This window comes from Nonomuraea sp. NPDC048882 (genome assembly GCF_040649755.1).
GTDB lineage: Bacteria > Actinomycetota > Actinomycetes > Streptosporangiales > Streptosporangiaceae > Nonomuraea > Nonomuraea maheshkhaliensis.
This window is the reverse complement of record NZ_JBEZGB010000002.1, coordinates 851856-875104: the sequence shown is the minus strand read 5'-3', so window position 1 is coordinate 875104 and position 23249 is coordinate 851856. Positions and strand designations below refer to the sequence as shown.

Sequence of the window (23249 nt, the reverse complement as noted above, 5' to 3'; positions counted from 1 at the left end):
TCACCACTCCACCGGTCGGTAGTCCTTCAGGAACAGGCCGGACACCCGATCCCCGCCCACCCCGCGCACGATCGGGTCGTAGACCCGGGCGGCGCCGTCGATGACGTCCAGCGGCGGGCGGAACCCCGCCTCCCGCTGCGCGATCTTGTCCGGATGGGGGCGTTCGTCGGTGACCCAGCCCGTGTCGACGCTGTTCATGTAGATGCCCGAGGCCGCGTAGTCCGCGGCGGCGGTGCGGGTCAGCATGTTGAGTGCGGCCTTGGCCATGTTGGTGTGCGGATGGCGGACGGTCTTCTGCTCCCGGGAGAAGCTGCCCTCCATCGCCGACACCTGCACCACGTACCGGTCCGGCCACGGCGACGCCTCCAGCAGAGCGCGCAGCCTGGACGTCAGCAGGAACGGCGCGAAGGAGTTCACCAACTGCACCTCCAGCCACTCGGCCGGGTCCACCTCGTGCAGCCGCAGGCTCCAGCTGTTGCGGTCGCGCAGGTCGAGCGGCTGACCGGTCTCGTCCGTCTGGCCGGCGGGGAACCACTCCTCCAGGGCGTCCCGCTGCCTGACGGCGGGGTGCGAAGGAACCGGCGCGACCTCCAGCCGCTCCGGCACGTCGATCCGCGCTGCCAGGCCCCTCAGCGGCACGCTCTCCGCGGTGCGAACCTCGCGATGGTAGGCGGCGGGCCGGCGGATCGTCTGGGCCGCGTTGTTGACCAGGATGTCGAGATGGCTGAAACGCCGCTGCACGGACTCCAGCAGCCCCGCGACGGCCGTCAGGTCGAGCAGGTCGACACCGTGCACGTGTAACCGGTCCAGCCAGGCTCCGGCGTCGGGCACGGCCGCGAACCGGCGCGCGGCATCCCTCGGGAAACGGGTGGTGACCAGGACGTCCGCGCCGTCGCGCAGCAGCTTCAGCGCGAGCTGGAAACCGATCTTCACCCGTCCCCCGGTCACGATCGCCCGGCGGCCACGCAGGTCGCAGCGGGCGTGCCGGCGGGCCATGCTCTCGTCGGCGCAGGCCGGGCAGAGCAGGTGGTATTCGGGATGCAGTTGCCGGTAGGCGGACTTGCAGACGTAGCAGCGCCGCGTACCCACCAGCGAGCGACGAGGCGGCGCGGCCCGATCACCGGACGAATCCGGCTCCGCGACACCGGCCTGATCGCTGGGACCAGCCTGAGCCCGGGGACCTGCTTGATCCCGAGGACCGGCTGAGATCGCCGGCGGGACGAGCGCGGGGGACGGATCCTGCTCTCGATAGCGCACCGTGGCCGCCGTGACCTCGTGGTCGCGCCGCCTGCGCTCGGCGTGCCGCGACGCCTTGCGCGACTTCTTCCCCGCCCGGTACAGGTGCGCCGCCGCCTCGTGCACGGCCGCCCATCGAGGGTCGGCCGGATCGGCCGCGCGCGCCTGGGCCATCACCCGCAGACAGGTCTCGATCTCAGTCTGGCCGGTCTCCGACCCGGGCGGCGGAGCCCCGGCCACGTCAGGATCGACGACCGACACCCGCACCCCCACCGATGACCTCAAGAGTTGGGGCAAGGCTGGTCGGATTCGAACCGACGTCCTCCAACCTGCTGTAAGGCGCGACGACCTCTGCGCTACAGCCTTGCCGCTGCAGAGCTTAGCGAATAGCACTGACATTCGAGGGCCGTTCTCGGCGTACGGGACCCGGTGGCCACTCGAACGACCTCCTAAGGCGCCTTGACCGCAGAGGTGTTCGCTTGAGGCGCGACCACCTGAGAAGCGGCGGCGCCCTTCCTGAGATCACCGGAGAGCCGATGAGAACCGATCACTGGAAGAACTCGACGAACGTGTCGCTCTACGACCGCGTCGTCGAACGCCAGCGCCTGGCACGCGTCATGGCCTGGCTGCTCTGGGGCGCCAGGCTGAGGCCGTGGTACGCGGAGCTGGACGAGCTGGGAAGACTGGCGGCGAGCAGATCGGTGCTCGACGTGCCGTGCGGGGGCGGCGTGGCGTTTCGCGGCCTGCGAGCGGCCTCCGGTCCGCGTTACGTGGCCGCCGATCTGTCCTCCGTGATGCTGGACAGGGCCAGGGCGGAGGCGGTTCGCCGTGGGCTGACCCACATCGAGTTCGCGCAGGCCGACGTGACGGACCTGCCGTACCCGGACGAGAGCTTCGATCTGTGCGTCAGCTACAACGGGCTGCACTGCTTCCCCGATCCCGGGTCCGCTGTCGCCGAGATGGCGCGGGTGCTTCGGACCGGCGGGGAGCTGATCGGCACAGCCATCGTTCTGGGTGCGGGCCGCCGCCAGGACGCCGTGATCGCCAAGAATCGCGAGCTCGGCATATTCGGGCGGGTCGGGACGGGCGCGGAGGTGCGCGGCTGGCTGAGTGCCGCCGGGTTCGGCGAGCTGCGGATCAGGCACAGCGGCGCCATGATGTTCTTCCGCACGACCAGGAACGGCTCAGCCGGCTTCCACTGACGGGACGCGCAGGTGCTGCTGCCCCCCTTCACCGCTTTTCAGTACGGCCCGCTGGAGCTGCTGGAGATCGAGAGAAGGCTCGATCCCCAGCTCTTCCTGGAGGGTCCGCCTGAGCACCTGGTAGACCTGGAGGGCTTCGCCGCGGCGTCCTGACCGTTGCAGCGTTCTCATGAGCTGCGCGTAGAACCATTCGTTGAGCGGATATTCGGCGATGAGCTGCTTCAGCTCGCCCACCATGTCGCGATGGCGGTCCATCAGCAGATCCATCTGTATCCGCATCTCCAGGGCCTGGAGGCGCTGTTCCTCCAAATGCGCGACATGCGCTCTGAGCAGGGGGCCCAGCGGGATGTCCTCCAAAGCGCCGCCGCGCCACAGCCGCAACGCCCGCCATAACAGGCGGGAGGCCTCCACGCGGTTGTCCTTCTTGAAATGCGCCCGCGCGTTGGCCAGATGCTCGCGGAACACCGCCACGTCGAGTTGTTCAGGGGCGAGATGGAGGATGTAGCCAGGGGAGGCGGTTTCGAGCAACTCGCTTTCCGGGCCGTCACACAGCCGGCTGAGGTTTTTGCGGATCTGGTAGACGTACGTCTGAGCCGTGGTCGTGGCGCTGCGGGGCGGTGTGTCGCCCCAGAGTTCCTCGATGATCGACTCCAGCGACACGATCCGGTTGGCGCAGACCGAGAGCAATCCCAGGACCTGACGCTGCTTGGGCGGGCGTGGCGAGTAGATTTTATCTTGGATTTCCAGCTCTAAGGTGCCGAGTACTCGCAATCGAGTCATTTCAGTGCTCCAAGATGGGCGCGGAGGCCGGTGCCGGCATGACTTTCAGCGGCGGAGCATTCATGACACGTCACCTTGCGACGGTGGGCTCCCCCGTTGGCGCAGATATTTGATCTTTGTTAAGTTTTCATTCATGCTAGGACAATTGATCTGGGTAGGCAAGGACTCTGCACCGCACATCGCCCATCGGCGGTTGTGTGCGGCGGAATATCCGCGGGATTGCCCTCCCAGCTGCCTTCATTAAGGCAGTCGGGCACGGCCATGACAACGAGACAATTCCCTGTTTTCCCAGCTCGAAGCGGCGTGACAACGACCTGGAACGCTTTAAGCCCGCCAGGCGGAGCGCCCCGCCGTATACTCGCCGTATACTTTTCATATACCAGCTCTATACCGAAACACTCCATCCTTCTTTCCGCCTCCTACCGCTCCTTTCTCTCGGAGATCAGCTTCTGGACGAGCGCGGTGGTGTGTTTTCCGTCCTGATAAGCCGGATGTGTAATCACCTCCTCGATGAATGCGAGTGTTGTTCGGATTCCAGGTCCCGAGACCCGGAGCTCGCCGAGGGCGCGGATCATGCGGTTGAGCGCCTGCTGGCGGTCGGGCCCCCATGACACGATCTTCGCCATGAGCGAGTCGTACTCCGCGGGAATCGTGTATCCGGTGCCGGCATGGCTGTCCGTCCTGATGAACGGCCCGGCGGGCGGCACGAACTCGGTGAGGGTGCCCGGCGTCGGCGCGAACCCCTTCTCCGGATCCTCGGCGTTGAGCCTGCACTCGATGGCCACGCCACGCAGCGATATGTCGCTCTGGGACACCGAGGCCGGCAGTCCTCCCGCGACTCTGATCTGCTCGCGTACCAGGTCGAGCCCCGTCACCATCTCGGTGACCGGGTGCTCCACCTGGATCCGGCAGTTGATCTCCATGAAGAAGAAGCGCCCGAACTCGTCGACGAGGAACTCGAAGGTGCCGAGTCCTCGGTAACCCAGCCGCCTGGCCGCCTCCATCGCCCCCAGCGCCATCCTTTCCGCCAGGTCCGGAGCCAGGCCGGGCGCCGGGGTCTCTTCGACCAGCTTCTGGTGCCGCCGCTGCACCGAGCAGTCGCGCTCGCCGAGATGCAGCACGTTGCCGTGGTTGTCGCACAGCACCTGGATCTCGATGTGCCGCGCGTTCTCGACGAAGCGCTCCAGGTAGACGCGGCCGTCGTTGAAGGCCGCGTTGGCCGTGGCGCGGGCGTTGCGGTAGGCCTGCGGGAAGTCCCTGAGGCTGCGGACGACGTTCAGCCCGCGCCCGCCTCCGCCCGCGCAGGCCTTGAGGATGACGGGAAAGCCGATGGCGTCGGCCAGCTCGCGCGCCTCGGTGCTCTCCAGGGCGCGCTCGCTCCCCGGCACCACCGGCAGGCCGGCCTCGGCCATCAGCTTGCGCGCCTCGGCCTTGTCACCGAACTGAGCGATGAGGCCGGCCGGAGGACCGATGAAGGTCAGCCCCTCCATCTCGCAGATCTCCGCGAAGTCCGGGTCCTCGGACAGGAAACCGTACCCCGGATGGATCGCCTCGGCCCCCGTGGCCTTCCCCGCCTCGATGATCGCGGGGATGTTGAGGTAGCTGTGCCTGATGGCGGCGGGGCCGATGTGCACGGCCTCGTCCGCGAAGCGCACGACGGGAGAGTCGCGATCGGGGGTGGAGTAGACCGCGATCGTCCGTAAGCCCATCTCCCGGCAGGTCCGCGCGATCCTCAGCGCGATCTCGCCGCGGTTGGCTATCAGTACGCTGTTGAACATCTCACCCTGCCATCGCGATCTCGATCAGTGGGTGGTCGTACTCCACGGACGTCGCGTCCGGCACGAGAATCCGCCGGACGATTCCCGCACACTTGGTCTCGATCGGTGTCATGAGTTTCATGGACTCGATGACCCCCACCTGCTGGCCCGCGACGACCTCGGCGCCCTCCTCGACGAAGGGCGGCGCGCCTGGCTTGGCAGCGCGGTAGAAGGTGCCGATCATCGGCGCGCGCACGTACTCCGTCCGCTCGGCCTCGTCGTCCGGCGCGTCGTCCGGCGCATCGAGCGGCTCGGCGGCCGGAGCCGGGCGGGTGGGTCCGGTGGCGGTGTCCGGCCACTCCACCTCAAGGCTGTTGGAGCCCTGTCGTACGCGGATTCGCGTGGGCGTCTCCGGCAACTGCCGCAGCAACGTCACCAGCTGATGGGCCAGGTTCTCGGCGTCGTTCACAGGCTGACCTCCTTCTTGACCGACTGCGCTCCGAAGCGGGCGAAACGGGCATGACGCCTGCGTACGAGTGCGTCGGCGTCCCAGGGGGTGAGCTCGTCGAGAGCCGCGGTGAGGTGCGCCCGCAGGATCTCCGCGGCCCGCGCGTGGTCGCGCTGAGCTCCCCCCGGCGGCTCGGGCACCATGTCGTCCACGATCCCCAGGCGCAGGAGATCCGGCGGGGTCACCTTCAGCGCCCGGGCGGCCGTCGGGGCGGCGTCCCGCGACCGCCAGAGGATGCTCGCGCATCCCTCGGGTGAGATGACCGAGTAGACCGCGTGCTCCAGGGCCAGGACGCGGTCGGCGAGCGCGAGAGCCAGCGCTCCGCCGCTCCCACCCTCGCCGGTGAGCACCGCGATCAGCGGAACGCGCAGTCCTGACATGAGCCGGAGGCTGGCCGCGATGGCGTTCATCTGCCCGTGCGCCTCGGCCTCCATGCCTGGATAGGCGCCGGGTGTGTCGATGAGCGTGATGATCGGCAGGCGGAGCTTCTCCGCCAGCGTCATCAACCTGGCGGCCTTGCGGTAGCCGGCCGGTGAGGCCATCCCGAAGTTCCGCCGCGCCAGCTCCGCCGCGTCATGGCCCTTCTGCTGGCCGATGATGGCGACCGGTCGTCCGGCCAGGTGGCCGAATCCGGCGATCATGGCGGGGCAGTCTCCGGAGACCCGGTCCCCGTGCAGTTCCTTGAACCCGTCGTACATGTGGTGGATGTAGTCCAGCGTGGTGGGCCGCTCCAGCTCGCGCGCCCTGCGCACCCGCTGCCAGGGGTCCGCCGCCTCCGGCTCCCCGAGCGGGCCGGGCGGCGTCGCCGGCGGGAGGTCGTCGCCGCCGGACGGCGGATCCGTGAGGGAGAGCAGCCTGGACAGGACCGTGCGCAACCTGACGCGGGGTACGACGTCGTCGATGAGACCGTGCTCCATCAGGGAGGACGCGGTCTGGAAGTCGGCGGGCAGCCGTTTTCCGATCGTCTGCTCGATGACCCGCTTCCCGGCGAACCCCATGCGGGCGCCCGGCTCGGCGATGATCACGTCCGTCTGTGTGGCGAAGGAGGCGGCCACGCCGCCGAACGTGGGGTCGGTGACGACGGTGATCGTCAGGACGCCCGCGTCGTTGAGCGCGGCCAGCGCCTGGCTCGTCCTGGCCATCTGCATGAGCGCCAGGGCACCCTCCTGCATGCGGGCACCGCCGGACGCGGTCACCACGATCAGCGGGATCCGCTCGTGCCGAGCGGCGTCCGCCGCGCCGACCACCAGATCACCCACGCTGGTGCCCAGGCTGCCGCCGAGGAACGCGAAGTCCATCACCAGGAGGATCACCCGCCGGCCCTCGATCGTGCCCCGCACGCTGACCGCGGCATCGCGCAGGCCCGTGGCCGCCCGCGCCGCCGCCAGCCGGTCGGGGTAGGCCAGCCGGTCAGTGAAACCGAGCGGATCCCCGGCCGGGATCCCGAAGTCCATCTCGCCGGCCGAGCCCTGGTCGAGGAGTTGCCCGATCCGCTGGAACGCGTCGAGCCTGGCGTGGTGGCCGCACTCGCGGCACACGTGGAGCTCCTGCTCGAACCTCTTCCGGTAGAGGCGGATGCCGCACTGCTGACAGACGATCCATACCGGGGATTCCGTCACCGATCCGTCCTCTCTTCCGTCTCAGGCGGGAACGGGATCATGGGGCCGAAGATGCCGTAGTCCCATTGGTGCCACGTGGCGCCGAACTCCTGGAACCCGCGCAGCAGGGAGGCGCCGATGCGACGGATCAGGTGGCGGACCGAGGTCTTCGCGAAGCTCATGCGCCGGTGTCACCTCTTTCTGCCGCACGTCAGATGAGCAGGGAGACGGCGGCCACGTTGACCGCGAACGCCAGGATTCCGCAGACGGTTCGGGCCAGGTTCCAGGCGGCCCACGCGCGCCGTGGGTCCAGCCGCTCCCAGTCGGCGGGCAGGTTGTGCGCGTCCAGGCGCATCACCTTGCGCTTCAGCGGGACGTTCCTGAAGCGGGAGATGATGATCACGGCGAGCGCGGCGACGGCCGACACGGCGAAGAGCGCACCCGCCGGTTGCGCCGGCGCGAAGATCGCCAGGAGCACGCCCAGGACCACGGTCACGCTGACGAGCAGCGGCTGGAGCCCGTCGAAGCGGTTACCCCAGAACTGGTGAATCTCGACGTACCGCTCCGCGGGCAGGCTGAGCAGCAGCGGGACCCCGCCCATGACCGACCAGAGCAGGACGCCCGCGGCGATGCCGCTGGCCAGGAGCGCGACTGCGATGAGGATCGGAAGAAATGCCTGCATGTCCGTCTCCTCGGTCACCGATCGCTCAACGGGACGGCCGCGGCCTCGACCTGCTTCTTGATCCGGGCCATCTGTACGACGGAGTTGCGGTTGATCCGATCCTCCATCGTCGCGTCGTCGACGGGAGCGTCGGACCTCATCGCGAACTCCTGCAGCCAGCGCATCTCCACGCCGCCGGGCACCTCGCGATACTCCCAGCGGATGTTCATGAACTCGAACACGCCCTTCTCCACCCGGTGCGCGGTGACGGTGCGCGACTCGGGATCAGGCGTACGCTCGGACACCCAGGTCCACTGATTGCCGTTCTCGTCGGGGTGCATGGTGAGCCGGAAGCGGATCGTCGCGCCACGCGTCTCCAGGATCTCGGCCGCCGCGTATTCGCTGAACAGCTCCGGCCAGGTGGGGACATCGTTGGTCATGCGCCAGACCAGGTCCATCGGAGCGTCGATGACGACGGCGTTGTCGGTGTGCACGCTCATCGGCCGACCGCCTCACGCAGCCGCGCGTTCACGAAGTCGACCACGTCCGCGGGCGTGGGCAGTTCCTGGACGGCGGTGTCGGGCACGACCACGGCGTACTCGTCCTCGACGCGGCTGGCCAGTTCGAGGACGGCCAGGGAGTCGTAGCCGAGATCGCCGAAGGCGATGTCGCCGATGTCGCCGTCCAGCGAGGTGATGTCGGTCTCCCCTCCGCTCGCTCGGAGGATTCGCTTGAGATCATCGAGCGTGAACTCTCTCACGGTGCGTTCTCCCCTGGTGACGTGTCGTTTCCGGTTACGGTGAAACGACCATTGGTGATCCTGGTAAAAGCGGGTCGGTTACCGAACGATGTTCAGTCGAGGATCAGTCGAACGATCAACGCGGCGTTGAATCCACCGTGGCCGCGCGCCACGACGAGCGCGGTGCGGAGGCTGGCGGGGCGGGCCTGATCGACGACCAGATCGAGGGCGGACGCGAAGGCGGGGCGGTGGACTCCCACCGTGGGCGGGATGATCTGGTCGCGCAGCGACAGCAGCGCGGTGGCGACGTCCAGCGCGGCGCCGCCGGCGTACAACCGGCCCGTCATGGTCTTGGGCGCGGTCACCGGGACGCTCCGCGCGCCGAACAGCGAGACCAGGGTCTCCGCCTCCAGCCGGTCGGCTGACGGCGTCCCGTGGGCGTCGGCGAACACGACGTCGATGTCCCCGGGGGTCAGTCCGGCGTCGTCGAAGGCGAGCTGGATGGCGCGGCGCAGGTTGGGAGGCCGCCGCGCATCGGGAGGGGGGTCGAAGGTGGCGCCGTAACCGACGATCTCGCCGTACATGTCGGCGGCGCCGCGCCGCCGCGCCTCGTCGAGCTCCTCCAGCACCATCATGGCGCCGCCCTCGCCGGGCACGTAGCCGCAGGCGCGCAGGTCGAAGGGCAGGTAGGCCTGTTCCGGGGCGGTCGAGCGGCTGATCTGCCCGTTGGCGAACTGGGCGACGACCCCGTACGGACACAACGAGGCATCCGTGCCGCCGGCCAGCACCAGGCGGGCGCCGCCGCGCAGGATCCGCCTGGCCTCGGCCAGCGCCTCGATCCCCCCGGTCTGCTCGGTGGCCAGCACGCGGCAAGGGCCGCGCATCCCGTACCTGATGGAGGTCTGTCCGGTGGATGCGGCGTAGAACCAGGCGATCGACTGGTAGGCCCCCACGGACCGCGGTCCCTTGCTCCACAGCTTCTGGATCTCCCGCTGGCCGAACTCCGTGCCGCCGGAGGAACTGGCCGTGACCACGGCCATGTCGTATTCGGGGAAGGCGGCCGGATCGGCCTCGGCGTCGGCCAGAGCCATGGCCGACGCGGCCAGGCCGAGGTGCGTCCAGCGGTCGGTCTGGACCGCGACGCGCCCCGGCACGTGATCCTCGGCGGCGAACGCCGGCACCTCCCCCGCCAGGCGGAAGGGGTAGGACGAGGCGGCGAGCCGGGTCATGGGGGCGATGCCGCTCTTGCCGCTCAGCGTGGCCGCCCAGTAGTCATCGAGGCCGGCGCCGTTGGGGGCGACGACGCCGATGCCCGTCACCACGGATCGAGCTCTCATCCCCGGACCGCCCCCAGCCGCTGGAGGATCATCGCGCTCTGGAAACCGCCGAAACCGCTCGCCACGCTCAGCACGCCAGCCACCCGGCACTCCCGTGCCGTGAGCGGAACGTAGTCCAGATCGCATTCGGGGTCGGGGGTGTGCAGGTTCGCCGTGGGCGGGACCACGCCACGGTTGATCACCAGGGCGCAGGCCGCCAGCTCGATGGCGCCGATCGAGCCGAGCGAGTGTCCCACCATCGACTTGATCGAGCTGACCGGGATCTCGCGCGCCCGGTCGCCGAGACTCCGCTTGAAGGCGGCGGTCTCGTGCCTGTCGTTCTGTTTGGTCCCCGAGCCGTGGGCGTTGATGTAGTGAACGTCCTCGGCGGACGCCCGGGCCTCATGCATCGCGCGCGCGATCGCCTCGGCCATCTCGCGCCCGTCTGGTTTGAGCCCGGTCATGTGAAAGGCGTTGCTGCGGGTGGCGTAGCCGGTGATGGTGGCATAGACGGATGCGCCGCGCCGCCTCGCCTCCTCCTCCGGCTCCAGGACGAACGCGGCCGCCCCCTCACCCAGCACGAACCCGTCACGGTGCAGGTCGAAGGGCCGGGAGGCGTGCTCGGGATCGTCGTTGTTGGGCGAGGTGGCCTTGATCGCGTCGAAGCACGCGACGCTGATCGGGGAGATGGGGGCGTCGGTCGCCCCCGCGACCACCACGTCGGCGGCCCCCTCCTCGATGATGCGGGCGCCGTGGCCCACCGCGTCCATGCCGGAGGTGCAGCCCGTCGAGATCAGGGCCACCGGGCCCTCGGCGCCGCAGGTCCAGGCCACTTCGCGGGCCAGCGTGCTGGGCACCATGTAGTCGTACAGGTGCGGCACGGCGTAGGAGTGGTCGACGTCCCAGTGCCTGCCGTGGTCGCTCAGCACGACGTACTCCTGCTCCAGCCGCATCGTGCAGCCCACGGCGCTGCCGAGCGCCACGCCGACCCGGTGCGGATTCAGCCGTTCCGGCTCCAGCCCCGAGTCGGACATCGCCTCCCGTGCGCTCAGCACGGCCAGCTGGGCCGCGCGGTCCATGCGGCGGATCTCCCGCGGGGTGAGCCCCAGCGCCGCCGCGTCGAAGTCGCACTCGGCGGCGACCCTGGACCGGAAGCCGGTGGGATCGAACAGCGAGATGGTGCGCGTCGCCGTTTTGCCGGACGTCACCAGATCCCAGAACGCCTCCCGGCCCGTACCGCCCGGTGCCATGACACCGATGCCGGTGATGACGGCCCGCCGGGAACTCATCGAGCCGGCTCCCCGTCGGGTCGGCCGCCCGGCGGTTCCTCGGTGTCGACGTGCCCGAGCTCCGGTCTGGGAGCCAGCGGGCACAGGTGGAAGAGGACCTCGACCGGGTCGTCCGAGGGGTTCTCCAGCCGGTGGCGGACGCCCTTGGGGACGAGGATCGCCTGGCGCGGCGCGAGCGGAACGGGGCTCCCCTCGATCCGCAGCACCGGCCGCCCGGCCATCACGTAAAGGTGCTCTTCCGAATAGGGGTGGTAGTGCTCGGAGACGAACTCTCCAGGCGCCAGCGTGACCACACCCATCAGGCCCGTGGAGGAGCCGCCGCTCTTCGGGCTGAGCAGGATGCGGATCTCGCCGCCGCGCTTGGTGTTGACGACGGCGTCACTGAAGTCGATCACAGTGTCCATGGTCGGCATGAGACTCCCTATGAGCGCGCAGATATCCCCTCAATGTGGACGAGGCGCTTCGAAGGCCGTTAGGGAATGGTTCGTGAGACAGGCTCGAACCGTCTCCAAGCGGATCGCGAGCCGCCGGTGCTTCACTCGCAGACCTCCGCAACGCGACGTCAGGACTCCGAGGAGGAACGATGAGGCACGAGACGACCGAGGTGCTGATCGTGGGGGGTGGACTCACCGGGCTCTCCGCCGCCGCCTTCCTCTCGGCCCAGGGCGTGGCCACTCTCCTCGTGGAGAAGCACGAAGGGCTCTCCGTTCATCCGCGGGCCCGGGGTCTCAACCCCAGGGGCGTGGAACTGCTCAGGGCGCTCGGCCTGGAGGAGGAGCTGCTCGCCGGCACCAGCGGGTTCGCCGACTTCGTCACCAGAGCGCGGGTGGAGTCGCTGACGGGGCCGGAATTCGAGAGCGTCACGCTGCCGCTCCGCGCCGACCTGCGCGACATCAGCCCGTCGCGGTGGTGTCTGACCAGCCAGGACCGGGTCGAGCCGCTGTTGTACGCGCGAGCGCGGGAACTGGGCGCCCGGCTGTCGTTCGGCACCGAGCTGGCCGGGCTGGAGCAGGACGACGAGGGAGTCCTCGCCCGGCTGCCGGATCGCACGGTACGCGCCCGGTACGCCATCGCCGCGGACGGAGCCCAGGGCGGGGTCCGCGAGCAGCTCGGCATCGCCCGCACCGGCCCCGGCGTGCTGGCGAACCAGATGAGCATTCTGTTCCGCGGTGACCTCAGCGGCCCGTTGCGCGGCCGCCGCTTCGCCGTCTGCCAGATCGTCAACCCCGAGGTGCAGGGGATTCTCGCGCACGACGACACCCTGAGCGTCGGCACCCTCATCGTGCGGTGCCGGCCGGAGGACAGGAGCTTCACCGGCGAACGGTGCCTGTCCCTGATCCGCGGGGCGGTGGGCGACCCGGCCTTCGACGCCCAGATCATCGCCGCCATGCCATGGGAACTGGCGGCCTGGTCGGCCACGCGGTACCGGGCGGGCCGGGTCTTCCTGGCCGGGGACTCGGCGCACGTCCTGCCCCCGGTCGGGGGCTTCGGCGCCAGCCTGGGCATGCAGGACGCGCACAACCTGACGTGGAAGCTCGCCCATGTGCTCCGCGGCGAGGCCGGAGCCGGCCTGCTCGACACGTACGACGCCGAACGCCGGGCGGTCGGAGACCTGACCGTGGCCTACAGCCATCGCCGCATCGCCGCGGGACGTGGAGTGACCGCGGGCGCGGCGCCGCTCGACGGCCTGGACGAGCTGACCATGACCTTCGGCTACCGGTACGGCGCGGATCCGGAGGACCCGCACCGCCCGGCCGCCTGTCCCGGCGCGCGTGCCCCGCATCTCGTTCTCGAGCGGCGGGGTGAGCCCATGTCGGTGATCGATCTGTTCCGTCGCGACCTGGTCCTGCTCGCCGGGCCGCAGGGCGACCGCTGGCGGGAGCCGGCGCGCAGGACCGCGCGACGCCTGTCGGTCCGCCTCGACGTCCACGTGCTCGCCGGGGAACTCCTCGATGTGGAAGACCGCTGGGAGAAGGCCTACGGCCTGGGCGGCGACGGAGCGGTGCTGGTGCGCCCCGACGGCTTCGTGGCCTGGCGGAGTGATCTGGAGGAGCCGCTGGACCGGGCCGTGGAGCGGGTGCTGTCGCTGAACGCGTGACCCGGTTACGCGCAGCCTCCCTTGTCGGTCAGCAGGGCGGCCACCGCGCCGGCCACGGGGCCGGCCACGGGGCCGGCCGCCGGGACGGCGAGCGGGTCGGCCGCCCCGGCGGCCGCGGCGGCCAGGGCCTCTTCCTCGGGCATGCCGACGAAGTGCACGACCTCCTCGTGGTTCGTGGAGCCGATGAAGTTCTCCGCGCCCGCACGGTAGTACAGGGTCACCGCGGTGCGCACGGGCTCGATGCGGGGCTTCCCTCCGGCCCGCAGCTCACGGATGATGCCTGGCGCGTCATAGCTCAGCACGAGGCCCTCACGGACGAAATAGGTCTCCCCCCGGACCGAGCGGGTCGGGAGAACCTCGGCGGGAGTGCCGGCCTTGGGGTGGTGGTAGAAGGGCTGAGTCAGCAGGTCGTAGTCGAAGATCACTTCCAGAACGGGCCGTGACTCCGGTTCCAGCAGCGGCGTGACCGCCTCGTCCCACCATCGACGCAGGAGCCGCCGCGCCTCTGGGTCGCCGAACAGATACTTGACCGCGTCGCCGTAGGCGACGTCGCTGTTGGCCTCCGTGGCGGCGGTGACCGCCGTCTGGAGCGGGAGCGCGGCCGGATCGTCGGTCCTCGACACCCACGCGTCCAGCGTGCGCAGCACCCGCGACTGGGAGACCCCGCCGATCTCGCGCAGGCCGACCCAGGTGTGCCGCAGGACCGCGTTCTCCGCGACGACGCGGCTCCAGAACAGGAAGCGCTTCATCAGCTCGTTGTCGGAGAAGGAGACGGTGTTGTGGGCGAGAATGTACTCGAAATCGTCATGGTCACCGCGGACCGAGATGATCCCGTGCTCGGCCTTCTTCTCCGCGTATTCGGTGTTGGGCAGCAGATGGAGCGGATAGACCGCGATACGTGAGACGTGCCGCGAGAGCCGGTCGTAGCCTTCGAAGAAGGTGCCCAGCGTCTCACCCGGCGCACCCCAGATCAGCTCGGCGTAGGCGTCGAGTCCCTCCCGGTCCAGCCATTCCGCGAGGTCCTCCCAGTCGTTGACCTTCATGTTGCGCCGGTTCATCAGCTGGAGCGCGTCGTCGGTGAGCGTCTGGAGGGCGAGGGTGAAAGAACTGCGCAGTCCTTCGCGCTTCATGGTGCGCACGATGTCGTAGAAGACCTTCGACTTGTTCTTGGCCCACGAGGTCTCCAGGGCTCGCGGGTAGCCGTAGCGGTCCCTGACCGCCAGCAGGTCCGTCACGAACTCCGCGTCGATCGGCAGCATCCCGAAGTTGGCGTCGCACAGCACGACCGTGTGCACTCCGTGGCCGGCGAACAGCTCCAGCTCCGCGCGGAGCCGCTCGCGGGAGAACGCCCGTACCCGCTGGCCCACCGCGCCGCCCCAGTAGCAGAAGGAGCACTTGTACGGGCAGCCGCGGTTGGTCTCCATGAGCGCGACGTCGTACCTGAAGCGGCCGGCGGCGTCGGTGAGCTCGATGGCGCCGGTCAGGAAGGGGGACGGGATGACGTCGAGGTCGTTGATCCGCTCTCTGGGCGGCGTGGTGACCACTTCCCCCTCGGCGTTCACGAACGAGATGCCGCCGATGCCGCCGAGGTCGGTCGCCGGGACGCCGGCCAGCCGGGCCTTGAGCAGCTCGACGAACACCTCCTCCCCCTCACCGTTGACGATGACGTCCACGTCGGGAAACATGCGGAAAGTCCGCTCGGCCTGGTTGGCCACATGGGTGCCACCGAAGATCACCCAGCCGTCGGGGTTCATCTGCTTGAAGGTCTCGGCGAGCGCGCCGAATTTCTGGTAGTTCCAGCCGAGCACCGAGAAACAGATGACGTCCGGCGCGCCGTCGTGGAAAACCTCGACGGCCATCTTCATGAGCGTCACGCCACCGCGGAAATTGTGGATCGTCGCGTCCACCCGCGAGCGCAGATGGTCATCGGACGACACCATGGCCTTGAGGTAACCCGAGGCGAGTGGCATCGACTCCAGCGGCATGTCCCAGACGCCTTGTTGCAGGAGATACACAGACAGCTTGCGTTGATCGGCCACCATCGCGTGCTCCTCTTGAATGTGCCTGTGAGTGATGACGAGATGGTGAGCGCAGCGATTAGAGCGTCATTCAATTCTTGGTGGAAGGCCTCGCCGGAGCGGGGCTGAGGAAATCCCTGAAGCGCCGGGCGACGTCGGCGGGATGCACGGTGGGCCGCCCCAGCGAGGCCGGGGATCCCGGCCTGATCGACAGATGGATGAAGGCCGGTCCCGATCCGAGCACGGCGGCCCGCAGGGCCTGGCCCAGCTCGTCGAGGCTGCGGCAGCCGTGGACGTACTGGTAGCCGCTGGCCATGGCGATCGCGGGCAGGTCCGCCTGGTGCGCCAGCGTGCGCTGGCCGCCCGTCGAGTCATGGACGCCGTTGTCCAGCACGACGTGCACCAGGTTCCGTGGCTGGCACGCGCCGACGGCCGTGAGCGTGCCGAGCCGCATCAGGGCGGCGGCGTCGCCGTCGATCACCACCACGGACCTGGAGGTGCTCAGCGCCGCACCGAGCCCCACCGCCGCCGCCGACCCCATCGCGCCCACCAGATAGAAGTGCTGGGGGCGGTCCGCGAGGGTGAAGAGCTCACGGCTGGTCATGCCCGTCGTGGAGATGATCGCGGCGTCGTCGGGCACCACTTCCAGGATCCGGTTCAGGGCGGCGGTCCTGGTGGGCCCCTTCCCCTGGGCGACCGCGGGCCACCGTACGCACTCGGTCTGGGTCCTGGCGGGCGAGGGCTCGTGCAGCGTCGTGGAGAGGAACGTCCCACGCCGCACCACCCACGCGTACGGCACGGAGCGCTCCTCCATCTGCCTCCATCCCTCGTCCAGGGTGGCGGCGACCCGGTCCGGCTCCGCGGGCAGCACCTGCCAGCCGATCCGCAGCAGGTCGAGCAGGTCACGGGTGATCTCGCCCATGAGTGCGTGCTGCGGCTCGTCGGGCTGCCGCGGCTCGCCCCGCCAGGTCACGATCAGCGGCACCGGGATGCGATGGGGATGGGTCAGTGACGTCAGCGGGTTCACCATGTTGCCCAGCCCGGAGTTCTGGCTGAACACGCACGCGGTCGAGCCGGCCAGCCACTGTCCCGCCGCGATGGCCAGCGCCTCGCCCTCCTGGGTGGCCCGGACGTAGGCGACCTCGGGGAAGCCCGCCACCGCGTTGATCAGCGACGCCACATGGGAGCAGGGAACGCCGGTGAACGCCGTCACCCCTCGTCGCCTCAGAGCGGAGAGGAACGCGGTGGGGTCGAGCACCGCCTCACGCCCCCAACTCGGCGTAGCCGTTGAGCTTGGTGAGCAGCTCCGCGTAGTGCTGCTCCTCGCGTTCGAGCTCCTCGTACTCCAGCAGCGTGAAGATCTCCTTGAGCGTGCTGATCGAGTCGTCCAGCCCCGTGGGCCCGTTCTCGCGCAGGACCAGGCAGGCGCGCCGCATGGCGGCCGTGGCCGCGCGCAACGCCTGGTTGGCCCAGATCACCCCGCTGATGCCCAGGCTCTGGAACTGGCTCATGGGTGTGCTGTGGTAGGTCGTGGGCGCCACGATCAGGGGCAGCCGGTCATCCCAGAGGGCGCAGAACTTCGCGATCTCCGCGACCGTCGGCTGCCTCGAATGGATGAAGATGGCGTCCGCGCCCGCGGCCTTGTAGGCGGTGGCCCGCTCCAGGGCGGCGTCCATGCCGGCCCCCGCGATCAGGGCCTCCACCCTGGCCATGATGACGAAGTCGGGATCGGTCACGGCGTCCCGGCAGGCGGCGATCTTCCCGCACATCTCGGCGATGGGGGCGAGGGCGTGGGCGTCGCCGACGAAGGAGTTCATCTTGGGCGAGGCCTTGTCCTCCAAGCAGATGCCGGCCGCGCGCGCCCGCTCGGCCCGGCAGGCGAACCGCCGCGCGGTGTTGAAGTTGCCGTGGCCCGTGTCGCCGTCCACCAGCACGGGCGCGTCCGTCACCGCGGTGATGTGCTCGACGACCTGGATCAGCTCCGTCCACGACGCCTCCTCGCAGTCGCGCACGCCGAGGGCGGTGGACATGCCCAGCCCGGAAGCCCACAGAGCGGGAAACCCGCAGTCGCTCCCGATGCGCGCGGACAGCCCGTCGTGCACGCCGAGGAGCGGGAACACCGCCGAATTTCGCATGAGATCGCGGAGCCGGGCTCCCTGACCTTGGACGGCACGGCGGTCGGAATGGGGTGACGACACGGTTCCTCCTCGCGAGGGCGATGACTGGCCGGGTCATTGTCATTCGCGCGATTCGAGTCTCGGTCGAGATCCGAGCCGAGCGTTCCTCGACCGTCTCTCTAGAGCGCCCATGCATGCTCTGCCTCAGCTTCGGCGAGAAGAAAGGACTTTCACATGGGCGGGATGGCCGGATGGATCGACTACCAGCGTGACCTCACACCCGCCCGTGACATCGTCGCCACCATGGCCGGCCAGGTCGCCTGGCGAGGGCCCGGCGGATACGGGATCTGGAGTTCCCCCCGCGCCGTCATCGGGCACCACCGGCTCGCTCTCGTCGACGTGGCGGGCAGCGCTCAGCCCCTCGTCGTCGAGGAGGACGGGCACCCGCTGGTCGTGGTCGCCCTCGACGGCGACATCCACAACCACCGCGAGTTGCGGGCCGCGCTGAAAGGTCACGGGCACGACTTCCGCACCTCGGGCGAGGCCGAGGTGGTGGCCAGGGCGTACCTGGAGTGGGGGATCGAGTGCGTGAGCAGGCTGGACGGCGTGTTCGCGATCGCGATCTGGGACGTGCGCGGCGAGGAACTGGTGCTGGTGGGAGACCGGCTGGGGCTGAGATCCATCTACTACCAGACCACCCCCACCGGGGTCCTGTTCGGCTCGGAGCCCAAGGCGCTCCTGGCCCATCCGGAGATCGACGCCGTGGTGGAGGAGGACGGGCTGCGGGACGCGCTGTCCTTCACCGTCGTCCCCGGCAGGTCGGTCTACAAGGACATGCGGCGGCTCAACCAGGGACACCTGGTCAGGATCACCGCCGGAGGGGTCAAGGAACAGCGGTACTGGACCCTTGAGGCCGCGCCGCATCCCGACTCCGCGGCCCGTACCGCCGCGACCTGGCGCGAGCTGCTGGAGGCGGCAGTGCACGCGCGGCTGGACGTGGACGTCCCCGTCGGCGTGCTGCTGTCGGGCGGTGTGGACTCCAGCGCGCTGGTGGCGCTGGCGGCCCGGGTGATGCGTGAGAGAGGCGGGCCCGCCCTGCGCACCTTCACCCTGGACTTCGCCGGCACGCAGACGGGTCCCGGGCTGCTCCAGGTGTCGCGGGACGCGCCTCACGCGGCCATGGTCGCCCGCGAGTTCGGCACCGACCACACGGAGATCGTGGTCGACCGGGCCGAGCTGGAAGACCCGGTGCTCCAGCGGACGATGGTCGCCGCGCAGCAGGACCGCCCGACACCGACCAGCGACTTCGCCATCGCCCTGCGCTTCCTGTGCCGGACGGTGAGCTCCAGCGTGCCGGTCGTGCTGAGCGGACAGCAGGCGGGGCTGATGTTCGGCGGCGCCTTGGGCATGAGCGACGAACAGAGCACCGGCGGCGCCACCTTCCCCTGGATCTCCTTCACCCAGCGCCGCACCCACCGGAGCGGCATCGGCACCGGCCTGCTCGCGCCCGGCCTGCTGGAACGGCTCGACCTGCCCGGATACTGCGCCAGGAGGTACCGGGAGACCGTCGCGGCCGTGCCCGTGCTCAAGGGGGAGAGCGAGTCCGCCAGGAAGGCGCGCGAGCTGCGGTATCTCAGCCTGTACGGCTGGCACGAGTACGTCACGGTCTTCGACACCGGGCTCACCCAGACGGCCGGCCTGTCGGCCCGCTGGCCGTACTGCACGCCCGAGATGATCCAATACTGCTTCAACATCCCGTACGACATGAAGGGTGAGGACGGCGGGCCGCTGAACGTGGCCTCCGCGGCCCTGCGCGACGACCTGCCCGAGGCGATCCTGAACAGGACGCCGAGCCCCTTCCCCATCGGGGCCGGCCCGCACGGCGGCGCGGCCATGCGGGAAAGGCTGGCCGCGCTGATCGAGGACGGCGGCAGCCCCGCACTGGACCTCATCGACGTCCCCGCGGCCCGGGAACTGCTCGATTCGCCGCCGCGGCCCGAGCGCGCGTGGCGCGACCGCACCGACATCCACATGGTCCTGCAGCTCGACGCCTGGCTGAGCGGTTACCGAGTGCGGCTCGTCTGATGGCGGCGGAACCGGGAACCATCGAGCCGGCCAGGGCCGCTCCCGCCGCTCATCCCGCTCGCCCGACGGCGATCGAGGTGCGGTCCCTGGTCAAGACCTACCCGCGCGGGGTGCGGGCGCTGGACGGGATCTCCTTCAGCGCCGCCCGCGGGGAGATCACGGCCGTCCTCGGCCCCAACGGGGCGGGAAAGTCCACGCTGATCAAGGCGATGGCCACGCTGACGGGGTTCGAGGCGGGAAGCATCGGCGTGGACGGCGTCGACGTCCGCGCGCGGCCCGCCGAGGTGCGGCGCAGGATCGGGGTGGTCAGCCAGGCTTACTCCTCCGACCCCTCGGCCACGGGATACGACAACCTCCGGCTCCAGGCCAGGATCTACGGCCTGCGTGGCGACAGGTTGCGCGGCCGGCTGCACGAGCTGCTGGAGTGGATGGATCTGGGCAGCGCCGCCGGACGCCTGGTGCGTACCTATTCGGGCGGCATGCGGCGCAGGCTCGAACTCGCCATGGGGCTCGTCCACGAGCCGGCCGTCCTGGTGCTGGACGAGCCGACCGCCGCGGTGGACCCCGTGGCGGCCGAAGGGCTGTGGTCGCTGGTCACCGAGCTGTGCCGGGACCGGCGGATGAGCGTCCTGCTCACCACGCACCAGCTCGACGAGGCGGACCGGCTCGCCTCATGGGTGGTGATCCTCAACAAGGGCGCCGTGGTCGTCCAGGGATCACCGCGGGATCTGAAGGAGGAGCTCAGGGGCGACGTGGTCTCGGTGCGGCTGACCGACTCCGCCACGGCAAGGCGGGTCAAGGCCGCGATGCGGCGGGTCGCGCAGGTCAGGAACGTGGCCTGGGCCGGGACGGAGTTGCGGGTCGACGTTCAGGGCGACGCGCGGGCGCTCGGCTCGGTCCTGGAGGTGCTGACGGCTCACTCGGTCACGGGGCCGGTGTCGGTGAGCCGCCCGTCGCTGAACGACATCTACTTCCGGCACGCCGGGGGCCGGCGATGAGGGCGGTGGCGGAGCACTCCCTCCTGCTCTCGACGCGCCAGCTGCGCGTGTTCGCCGGCCGCTCCTGGTATCTGGCCGCCACCCTCGCCCAGCCGCTCATCTGGATGGTCTTCCTCAGCGGCCTGCTCAGTGGAGTGGCCCGGTTGCCGGGATTCCCTGCGGCGAGCTACCCCCAGTTCCTCACGCCGGGGATGGCGGCCGTGGGCGCCATGTTCGGCAGCGCGTGGGCCGGCCTGACCATGCTCATGGACCTCGAACGCGGTGTGCTGGACCGGCTGCTGATGTCGCCGGTCAGGCGCGTCGCGATCATCACGGGCAACCTGATCCCCCAGGCGCTGATCGCCGTCGTGCAGACCCTCGTCCTCCTGGCCGCGGCCCTGCTGCTGGGGGTCCGCTATCCGGGAGGGCCGGCCGGCCTGGCGGTGATGACGGCCGCGGTCATGCTGCTGGCGCTCACGGTCGCGGCCCTTTCCAACACGCTCGCGCTTCGGGTCCGCAGCCGGGAAGTGCAGATCACCGTCATCCAGTTGCTGATCTTCCCCTTCGCCTTCCTGTCCACGGCTTTCATGCCGGAAGGTCTCATGGCCTCGTGGTTGCCGACCACGCTGAACCCGGTGAGCTGGGCCGTGGACGCAAGCAGGACGGCACTGAGCGCCCATCCGGACTGGCCGGCCGTCTGGCTCGGGCTCGGCCTGCTGACCGCCGCCTGCACCGTATCCATCCTGATCGCTGTGAACGCCTTCCGCTCCTACCAGCGATCCGCATGAAGGAGACACCCATCATGAGTTTCGACGATTCGATCGATGCCGGGCCGATCCTCGGCCTCAGCCACCAGTACTTCGCCTACACCACCGCGCTCGCGGCCGTGGAGTTGCGGCTGTTCGACCTGCTGGCCGACCGCACCCTGAGCGAGGCGGAGATCAGGGCGGAGCTGGGCCTGCACCCCAGGCTGACAGCCGATTTCCTCGACTCGCTGGTGGCCGTCGGCCTGCTCACGCGCGAGACGGGCGACTACGGCAACACCCGGCTGAGCGATCACTACCTGCGCGAGCAGTCCCCCACGAACGTGATCAGGTACGTCAAGGGCGCGCAGTTCCGCTGGCAGAACCTCCTGCAGGCGCTGCGCTCCGGAGAGCCGCTCGTCACGATGAAGCCGGCCGGCGCGACCATGGACAACCTGCGCCAGGGCAAGGACGACTGGCGCAAGTTCTTCGCCTGGGCCGACTACCTGGCCTCCGCGCGCAATGTCGCCCTGGCACGCCAGGTGGACTGGAGCGGAGTCGTCGACTTCGTGGACGCCGGCGGCGGCAACGGCACCGCCGCGGCGCACGTGGTACGGGACAACCCGCACGTCCGCGCCGCGGTCTTCGACCTGCCCAACGCCAAGCCCGCCTTCGAGGAGCAGATGGCCAGGCTCGGCACGCAGGGGAAGGTGTCCTTCCAGACGGGCGACCTCTTCGCCGACCCGCTGCCGCGGGCCGACGCCGTCCTGTTCGGCGGGATGCTCATCGACTGGAGCGAGGAGCAGCGGCTGGCCATGCTGCGCTCCGCGTACGAGGCGCTCCGTCCCGGCGGCGTCGTCCTGGCGGCCAACCACATGCTCGACGACGCCCGGTCCTCGAACGTGGCCAGCTTCATGGTCAGCCTGAACATCATGCTCGTGTCCAAGGACGGGCGGGTGCCGCTGATGGAGGACTGCCGCTCCTGGCTGCTTCAGGCGGGTTTCGCCCGCGTCGAGATCCGGCCACTGGCCCAGGGCGAGTCCCTCATCGTGGGACACAAGGACAAGTGAGGTAGTGACCATGGCGTTCGACGACACCCTGGACCGCTCTGCCATCTGGAAACTGGGCATCTCCTTCTTCGGGTACATGTCCCTGCTCACCGCGATGGAGTTGCGGCTGTTCGACCTGCTGGCCGGCCGCACCGCCACGGTGGAGGAGATCAGGGCGCGGCTGGAGCTGCACCCCAGGCTGCTGCCCGACTTCCTGGACGCGCTGGTGGCCGTGGGGCTGCTGCGGCGTGAGGGCGACAGGTACGCCAACTCCCCGCTGGCCGAGGAATACTTCCGGTGCGACGCGCCGACCAGCATCGTCCGCTTCTTCCAGGGCGCGAGACGGCGCTGGGAGGGGCTCCCGGGGGCGTTGAAGACCGGAGAGTCGCAGGTGCTGGTCAGGGGCGGCAGCGACATGTTCGCCTCGGCCCACCGCGGTCAGGAGGTGTGGCGCTCGCTCATGTCCTGGTTCGACTACCTGGGCGCGATGAAGAACCCCGAGCTGGCGCGCGAGTTCGACTGGAGCGGGATCGTCGACTTCGTGGACGCGGGCGGCGGCAGCGGCACCGCGGCGGCGCATGTCGTACGGGAGAATCCGCACGTCCGGGCCACGGTCTTCGACCTGCCTCACGCCGAGCCCGCCTTCGAGGAGCAGCTGGCCAGGCTCGGGATGCGGGAGAAGGTGTCCTTCCACGCGGGCGACTTCTTCACCGACCCGCTGCCGCGGGCCGACGCCATCCTGTTCAGCGCGATTCTGCACGACTGGGACGACGAGCAGCGGGCCGTGCTCCTGCGGCAGGCCTTCGACGCGTTGCGTCCCGGCGGCACCGTCCTGGTGACCAACCACATGATCGATCCCGACCGCCGGGGCAAGGCCTCCAGCCTGCTCGTCAGCCTCAACATGATGCTGATCACGCCCGGCGGCGGTGGCTACACGACGGAGCAGTGCCGATCGTGGCTCACGGCCGCGGGGTTCGTCGACACCGCCGCCCGGCCGCTGGGCGAATTCGAGTCGCTGGTGACCGGTCGCAAGCCGAATGATCGTTGACCCGGTCGGCCGGGTTTCCTAGCGTTCC

General features: G+C 69.7%; 22 protein-coding genes and 1 tRNA gene. 7 read left to right on the top strand and 16 right to left on the bottom strand.

Annotated features, from left to right (window positions below; genetic code table 11):
- Positions 1–1533, bottom strand: a complete 1533-nt coding sequence (locus AB0C27_RS09465) for an SDR family oxidoreductase (protein ID WP_357840275.1) — start codon at positions 1531–1533, stop codon at positions 1–3.
- Positions 1531–1602: transfer RNA gene (locus AB0C27_RS09460), tRNA-OTHER, on the bottom strand. Before AB0C27_RS09460 ends, AB0C27_RS09465 begins: the two co-directional genes overlap by 3 nt.
- A gap of 170 nt (positions 1603–1772) precedes the next feature.
- On the opposite strand from AB0C27_RS09460, the gene AB0C27_RS09455 reads away from it, so the two are divergent.
- Positions 1773–2438 carry a class I SAM-dependent methyltransferase gene (locus tag AB0C27_RS09455; protein ID WP_357840272.1) on the top strand — a complete coding sequence of 222 codons (666 nt, stop codon included), beginning with the start codon at positions 1773–1775 and terminating at the stop codon, positions 2436–2438.
- Here the strand turns inward: AB0C27_RS09455 and AB0C27_RS09450 are convergent.
- The 11 genes from AB0C27_RS09450 to AB0C27_RS09400 form a co-directional block, all read right to left on the bottom strand.
- Positions 2421–3218: an AfsR/SARP family transcriptional regulator gene (locus tag AB0C27_RS09450; RefSeq protein WP_357840269.1), complete on the bottom strand. Its 798-nt coding sequence runs from the start codon at positions 3216–3218 to the stop codon at positions 2421–2423. The two genes, AB0C27_RS09455 and AB0C27_RS09450, sit on opposite strands and share 18 nt — an antisense overlap.
- 419 nt (positions 3219–3637) lie before the next feature.
- Positions 3638–4996 (bottom strand): acetyl-CoA carboxylase biotin carboxylase subunit, encoded by a 1359-nt coding sequence (locus AB0C27_RS09445; protein WP_357840266.1) that lies wholly within the window; start codon positions 4994–4996, stop codon positions 3638–3640.
- Between the two features lies 1 nt (position 4997).
- Positions 4998–5444, bottom strand: a complete 447-nt coding sequence (locus AB0C27_RS09440; RefSeq protein WP_357840263.1) for a biotin/lipoyl-containing protein — start codon at positions 5442–5444, stop codon at positions 4998–5000.
- Entirely contained in the window at positions 5441–7102 is a 1662-nt protein-coding gene (locus tag AB0C27_RS09435; RefSeq protein WP_357840260.1) for an acetyl-CoA carboxylase carboxyltransferase subunit alpha, read from the bottom strand. Before AB0C27_RS09435 ends, AB0C27_RS09440 begins: the two co-directional genes overlap by 4 nt.
- Entirely contained in the window at positions 7099–7263 is a 165-nt protein-coding gene (locus AB0C27_RS09430) for a hypothetical protein (RefSeq protein WP_357840257.1), read from the bottom strand. Before AB0C27_RS09430 ends, AB0C27_RS09435 begins: the two co-directional genes overlap by 4 nt.
- A gap of 29 nt (positions 7264–7292) precedes the next feature.
- Positions 7293–7763: a DUF1772 domain-containing protein gene (locus AB0C27_RS09425; protein ID WP_357840254.1), complete on the bottom strand. Its 471-nt coding sequence runs from the start codon at positions 7761–7763 to the stop codon at positions 7293–7295.
- Between the two features lie 14 nt (positions 7764–7777).
- Entirely contained in the window at positions 7778–8242 is a 465-nt protein-coding gene (locus tag AB0C27_RS09420; RefSeq protein WP_357840251.1) for an SRPBCC family protein, read from the bottom strand.
- On the bottom strand, positions 8239–8502 hold the full coding sequence (locus AB0C27_RS09415; RefSeq protein WP_357840248.1) for an acyl carrier protein: 264 nt from the start codon (positions 8500–8502) through the stop codon (positions 8239–8241). Before AB0C27_RS09415 ends, AB0C27_RS09420 begins: the two co-directional genes overlap by 4 nt.
- Positions 8503–8594: 92 nt before the next feature.
- The gene (locus tag AB0C27_RS09410) at positions 8595–9818 is read right to left on the bottom strand and encodes a ketosynthase chain-length factor (RefSeq protein ID WP_357840246.1); all 1224 of its coding nucleotides are present in this window, start codon (positions 9816–9818) and stop codon (positions 8595–8597) included.
- Entirely contained in the window at positions 9815–11086 is a 1272-nt protein-coding gene (locus AB0C27_RS09405; protein WP_357840243.1) for a beta-ketoacyl-[acyl-carrier-protein] synthase family protein, read from the bottom strand. The genes AB0C27_RS09410 and AB0C27_RS09405 overlap by 4 nt, the downstream gene beginning before the upstream one ends.
- Positions 11083–11490: a cupin domain-containing protein gene (locus tag AB0C27_RS09400; RefSeq protein WP_357840240.1), complete on the bottom strand. Its 408-nt coding sequence runs from the start codon at positions 11488–11490 to the stop codon at positions 11083–11085. The genes AB0C27_RS09405 and AB0C27_RS09400 overlap by 4 nt, the downstream gene beginning before the upstream one ends.
- Before the next feature lie 179 nt (positions 11491–11669).
- Here AB0C27_RS09400 and AB0C27_RS09395 point away from each other — a divergent pair, with 179 nt between their 5' ends.
- Complete coding sequence (locus AB0C27_RS09395) at positions 11670–13184, top strand: FAD-dependent monooxygenase (RefSeq protein ID WP_357840237.1); 1515 nt, start codon at positions 11670–11672, stop codon at positions 13182–13184.
- A 5-nt stretch (positions 13185–13189) separates the two neighbouring features.
- On the opposite strand, the gene AB0C27_RS09390 is transcribed toward AB0C27_RS09395, so the two are convergent.
- From AB0C27_RS09390 to AB0C27_RS09380, 3 genes are all read right to left on the bottom strand, one after another.
- Complete coding sequence (locus AB0C27_RS09390; RefSeq protein WP_357840234.1) at positions 13190–15226, bottom strand: KedN5 family methylcobalamin-dependent radical SAM C-methyltransferase; 2037 nt, start codon at positions 15224–15226, stop codon at positions 13190–13192.
- Positions 15227–15293: 67 nt separating this feature from the next.
- Positions 15294–16460 (bottom strand): phosphonopyruvate decarboxylase, encoded by a 1167-nt coding sequence (aepY, locus tag AB0C27_RS09385; RefSeq protein ID WP_357840231.1) that lies wholly within the window; start codon positions 16458–16460, stop codon positions 15294–15296.
- Positions 16461–16464: 4 nt separating this feature from the next.
- Positions 16465–17400 (bottom strand): isocitrate lyase/phosphoenolpyruvate mutase family protein, encoded by a 936-nt coding sequence (locus AB0C27_RS09380; protein ID WP_357840228.1) that lies wholly within the window; start codon positions 17398–17400, stop codon positions 16465–16467.
- Positions 17401–17553: 153 nt separating this feature from the next.
- On the opposite strand from AB0C27_RS09380, the gene asnB reads away from it, so the two are divergent.
- The 5 genes from asnB to AB0C27_RS09355 are packed head-to-tail and all read left to right on the top strand — an operon-like array spanning position 17554 to position 23221.
- The gene (gene asnB, locus AB0C27_RS09375) at positions 17554–19404 is read left to right on the top strand and encodes an asparagine synthase (glutamine-hydrolyzing) (protein WP_357840225.1); all 1851 of its coding nucleotides are present in this window, start codon (positions 17554–17556) and stop codon (positions 19402–19404) included.
- Entirely contained in the window at positions 19404–20402 is a 999-nt protein-coding gene (locus tag AB0C27_RS09370; RefSeq protein WP_357840222.1) for an ABC transporter ATP-binding protein, read from the top strand. The genes asnB and AB0C27_RS09370 overlap by 1 nt, the downstream gene beginning before the upstream one ends.
- Positions 20403–20407: 5 nt before the next feature.
- Positions 20408–21169, top strand: coding sequence for an ABC transporter permease (locus AB0C27_RS09365; RefSeq protein WP_357840219.1), 762 nt, complete (start codon positions 20408–20410; stop codon positions 21167–21169).
- A 14-nt stretch (positions 21170–21183) separates the two neighbouring features.
- Positions 21184–22194: a methyltransferase gene (locus AB0C27_RS09360; protein WP_357840217.1), complete on the top strand. Its 1011-nt coding sequence runs from the start codon at positions 21184–21186 to the stop codon at positions 22192–22194.
- 10 nt (positions 22195–22204) lie between these two features.
- Complete coding sequence (locus AB0C27_RS09355; protein WP_357840214.1) at positions 22205–23221, top strand: methyltransferase; 1017 nt, start codon at positions 22205–22207, stop codon at positions 23219–23221.
- Positions 23222–23249: the final 28 nt, after the last annotated feature.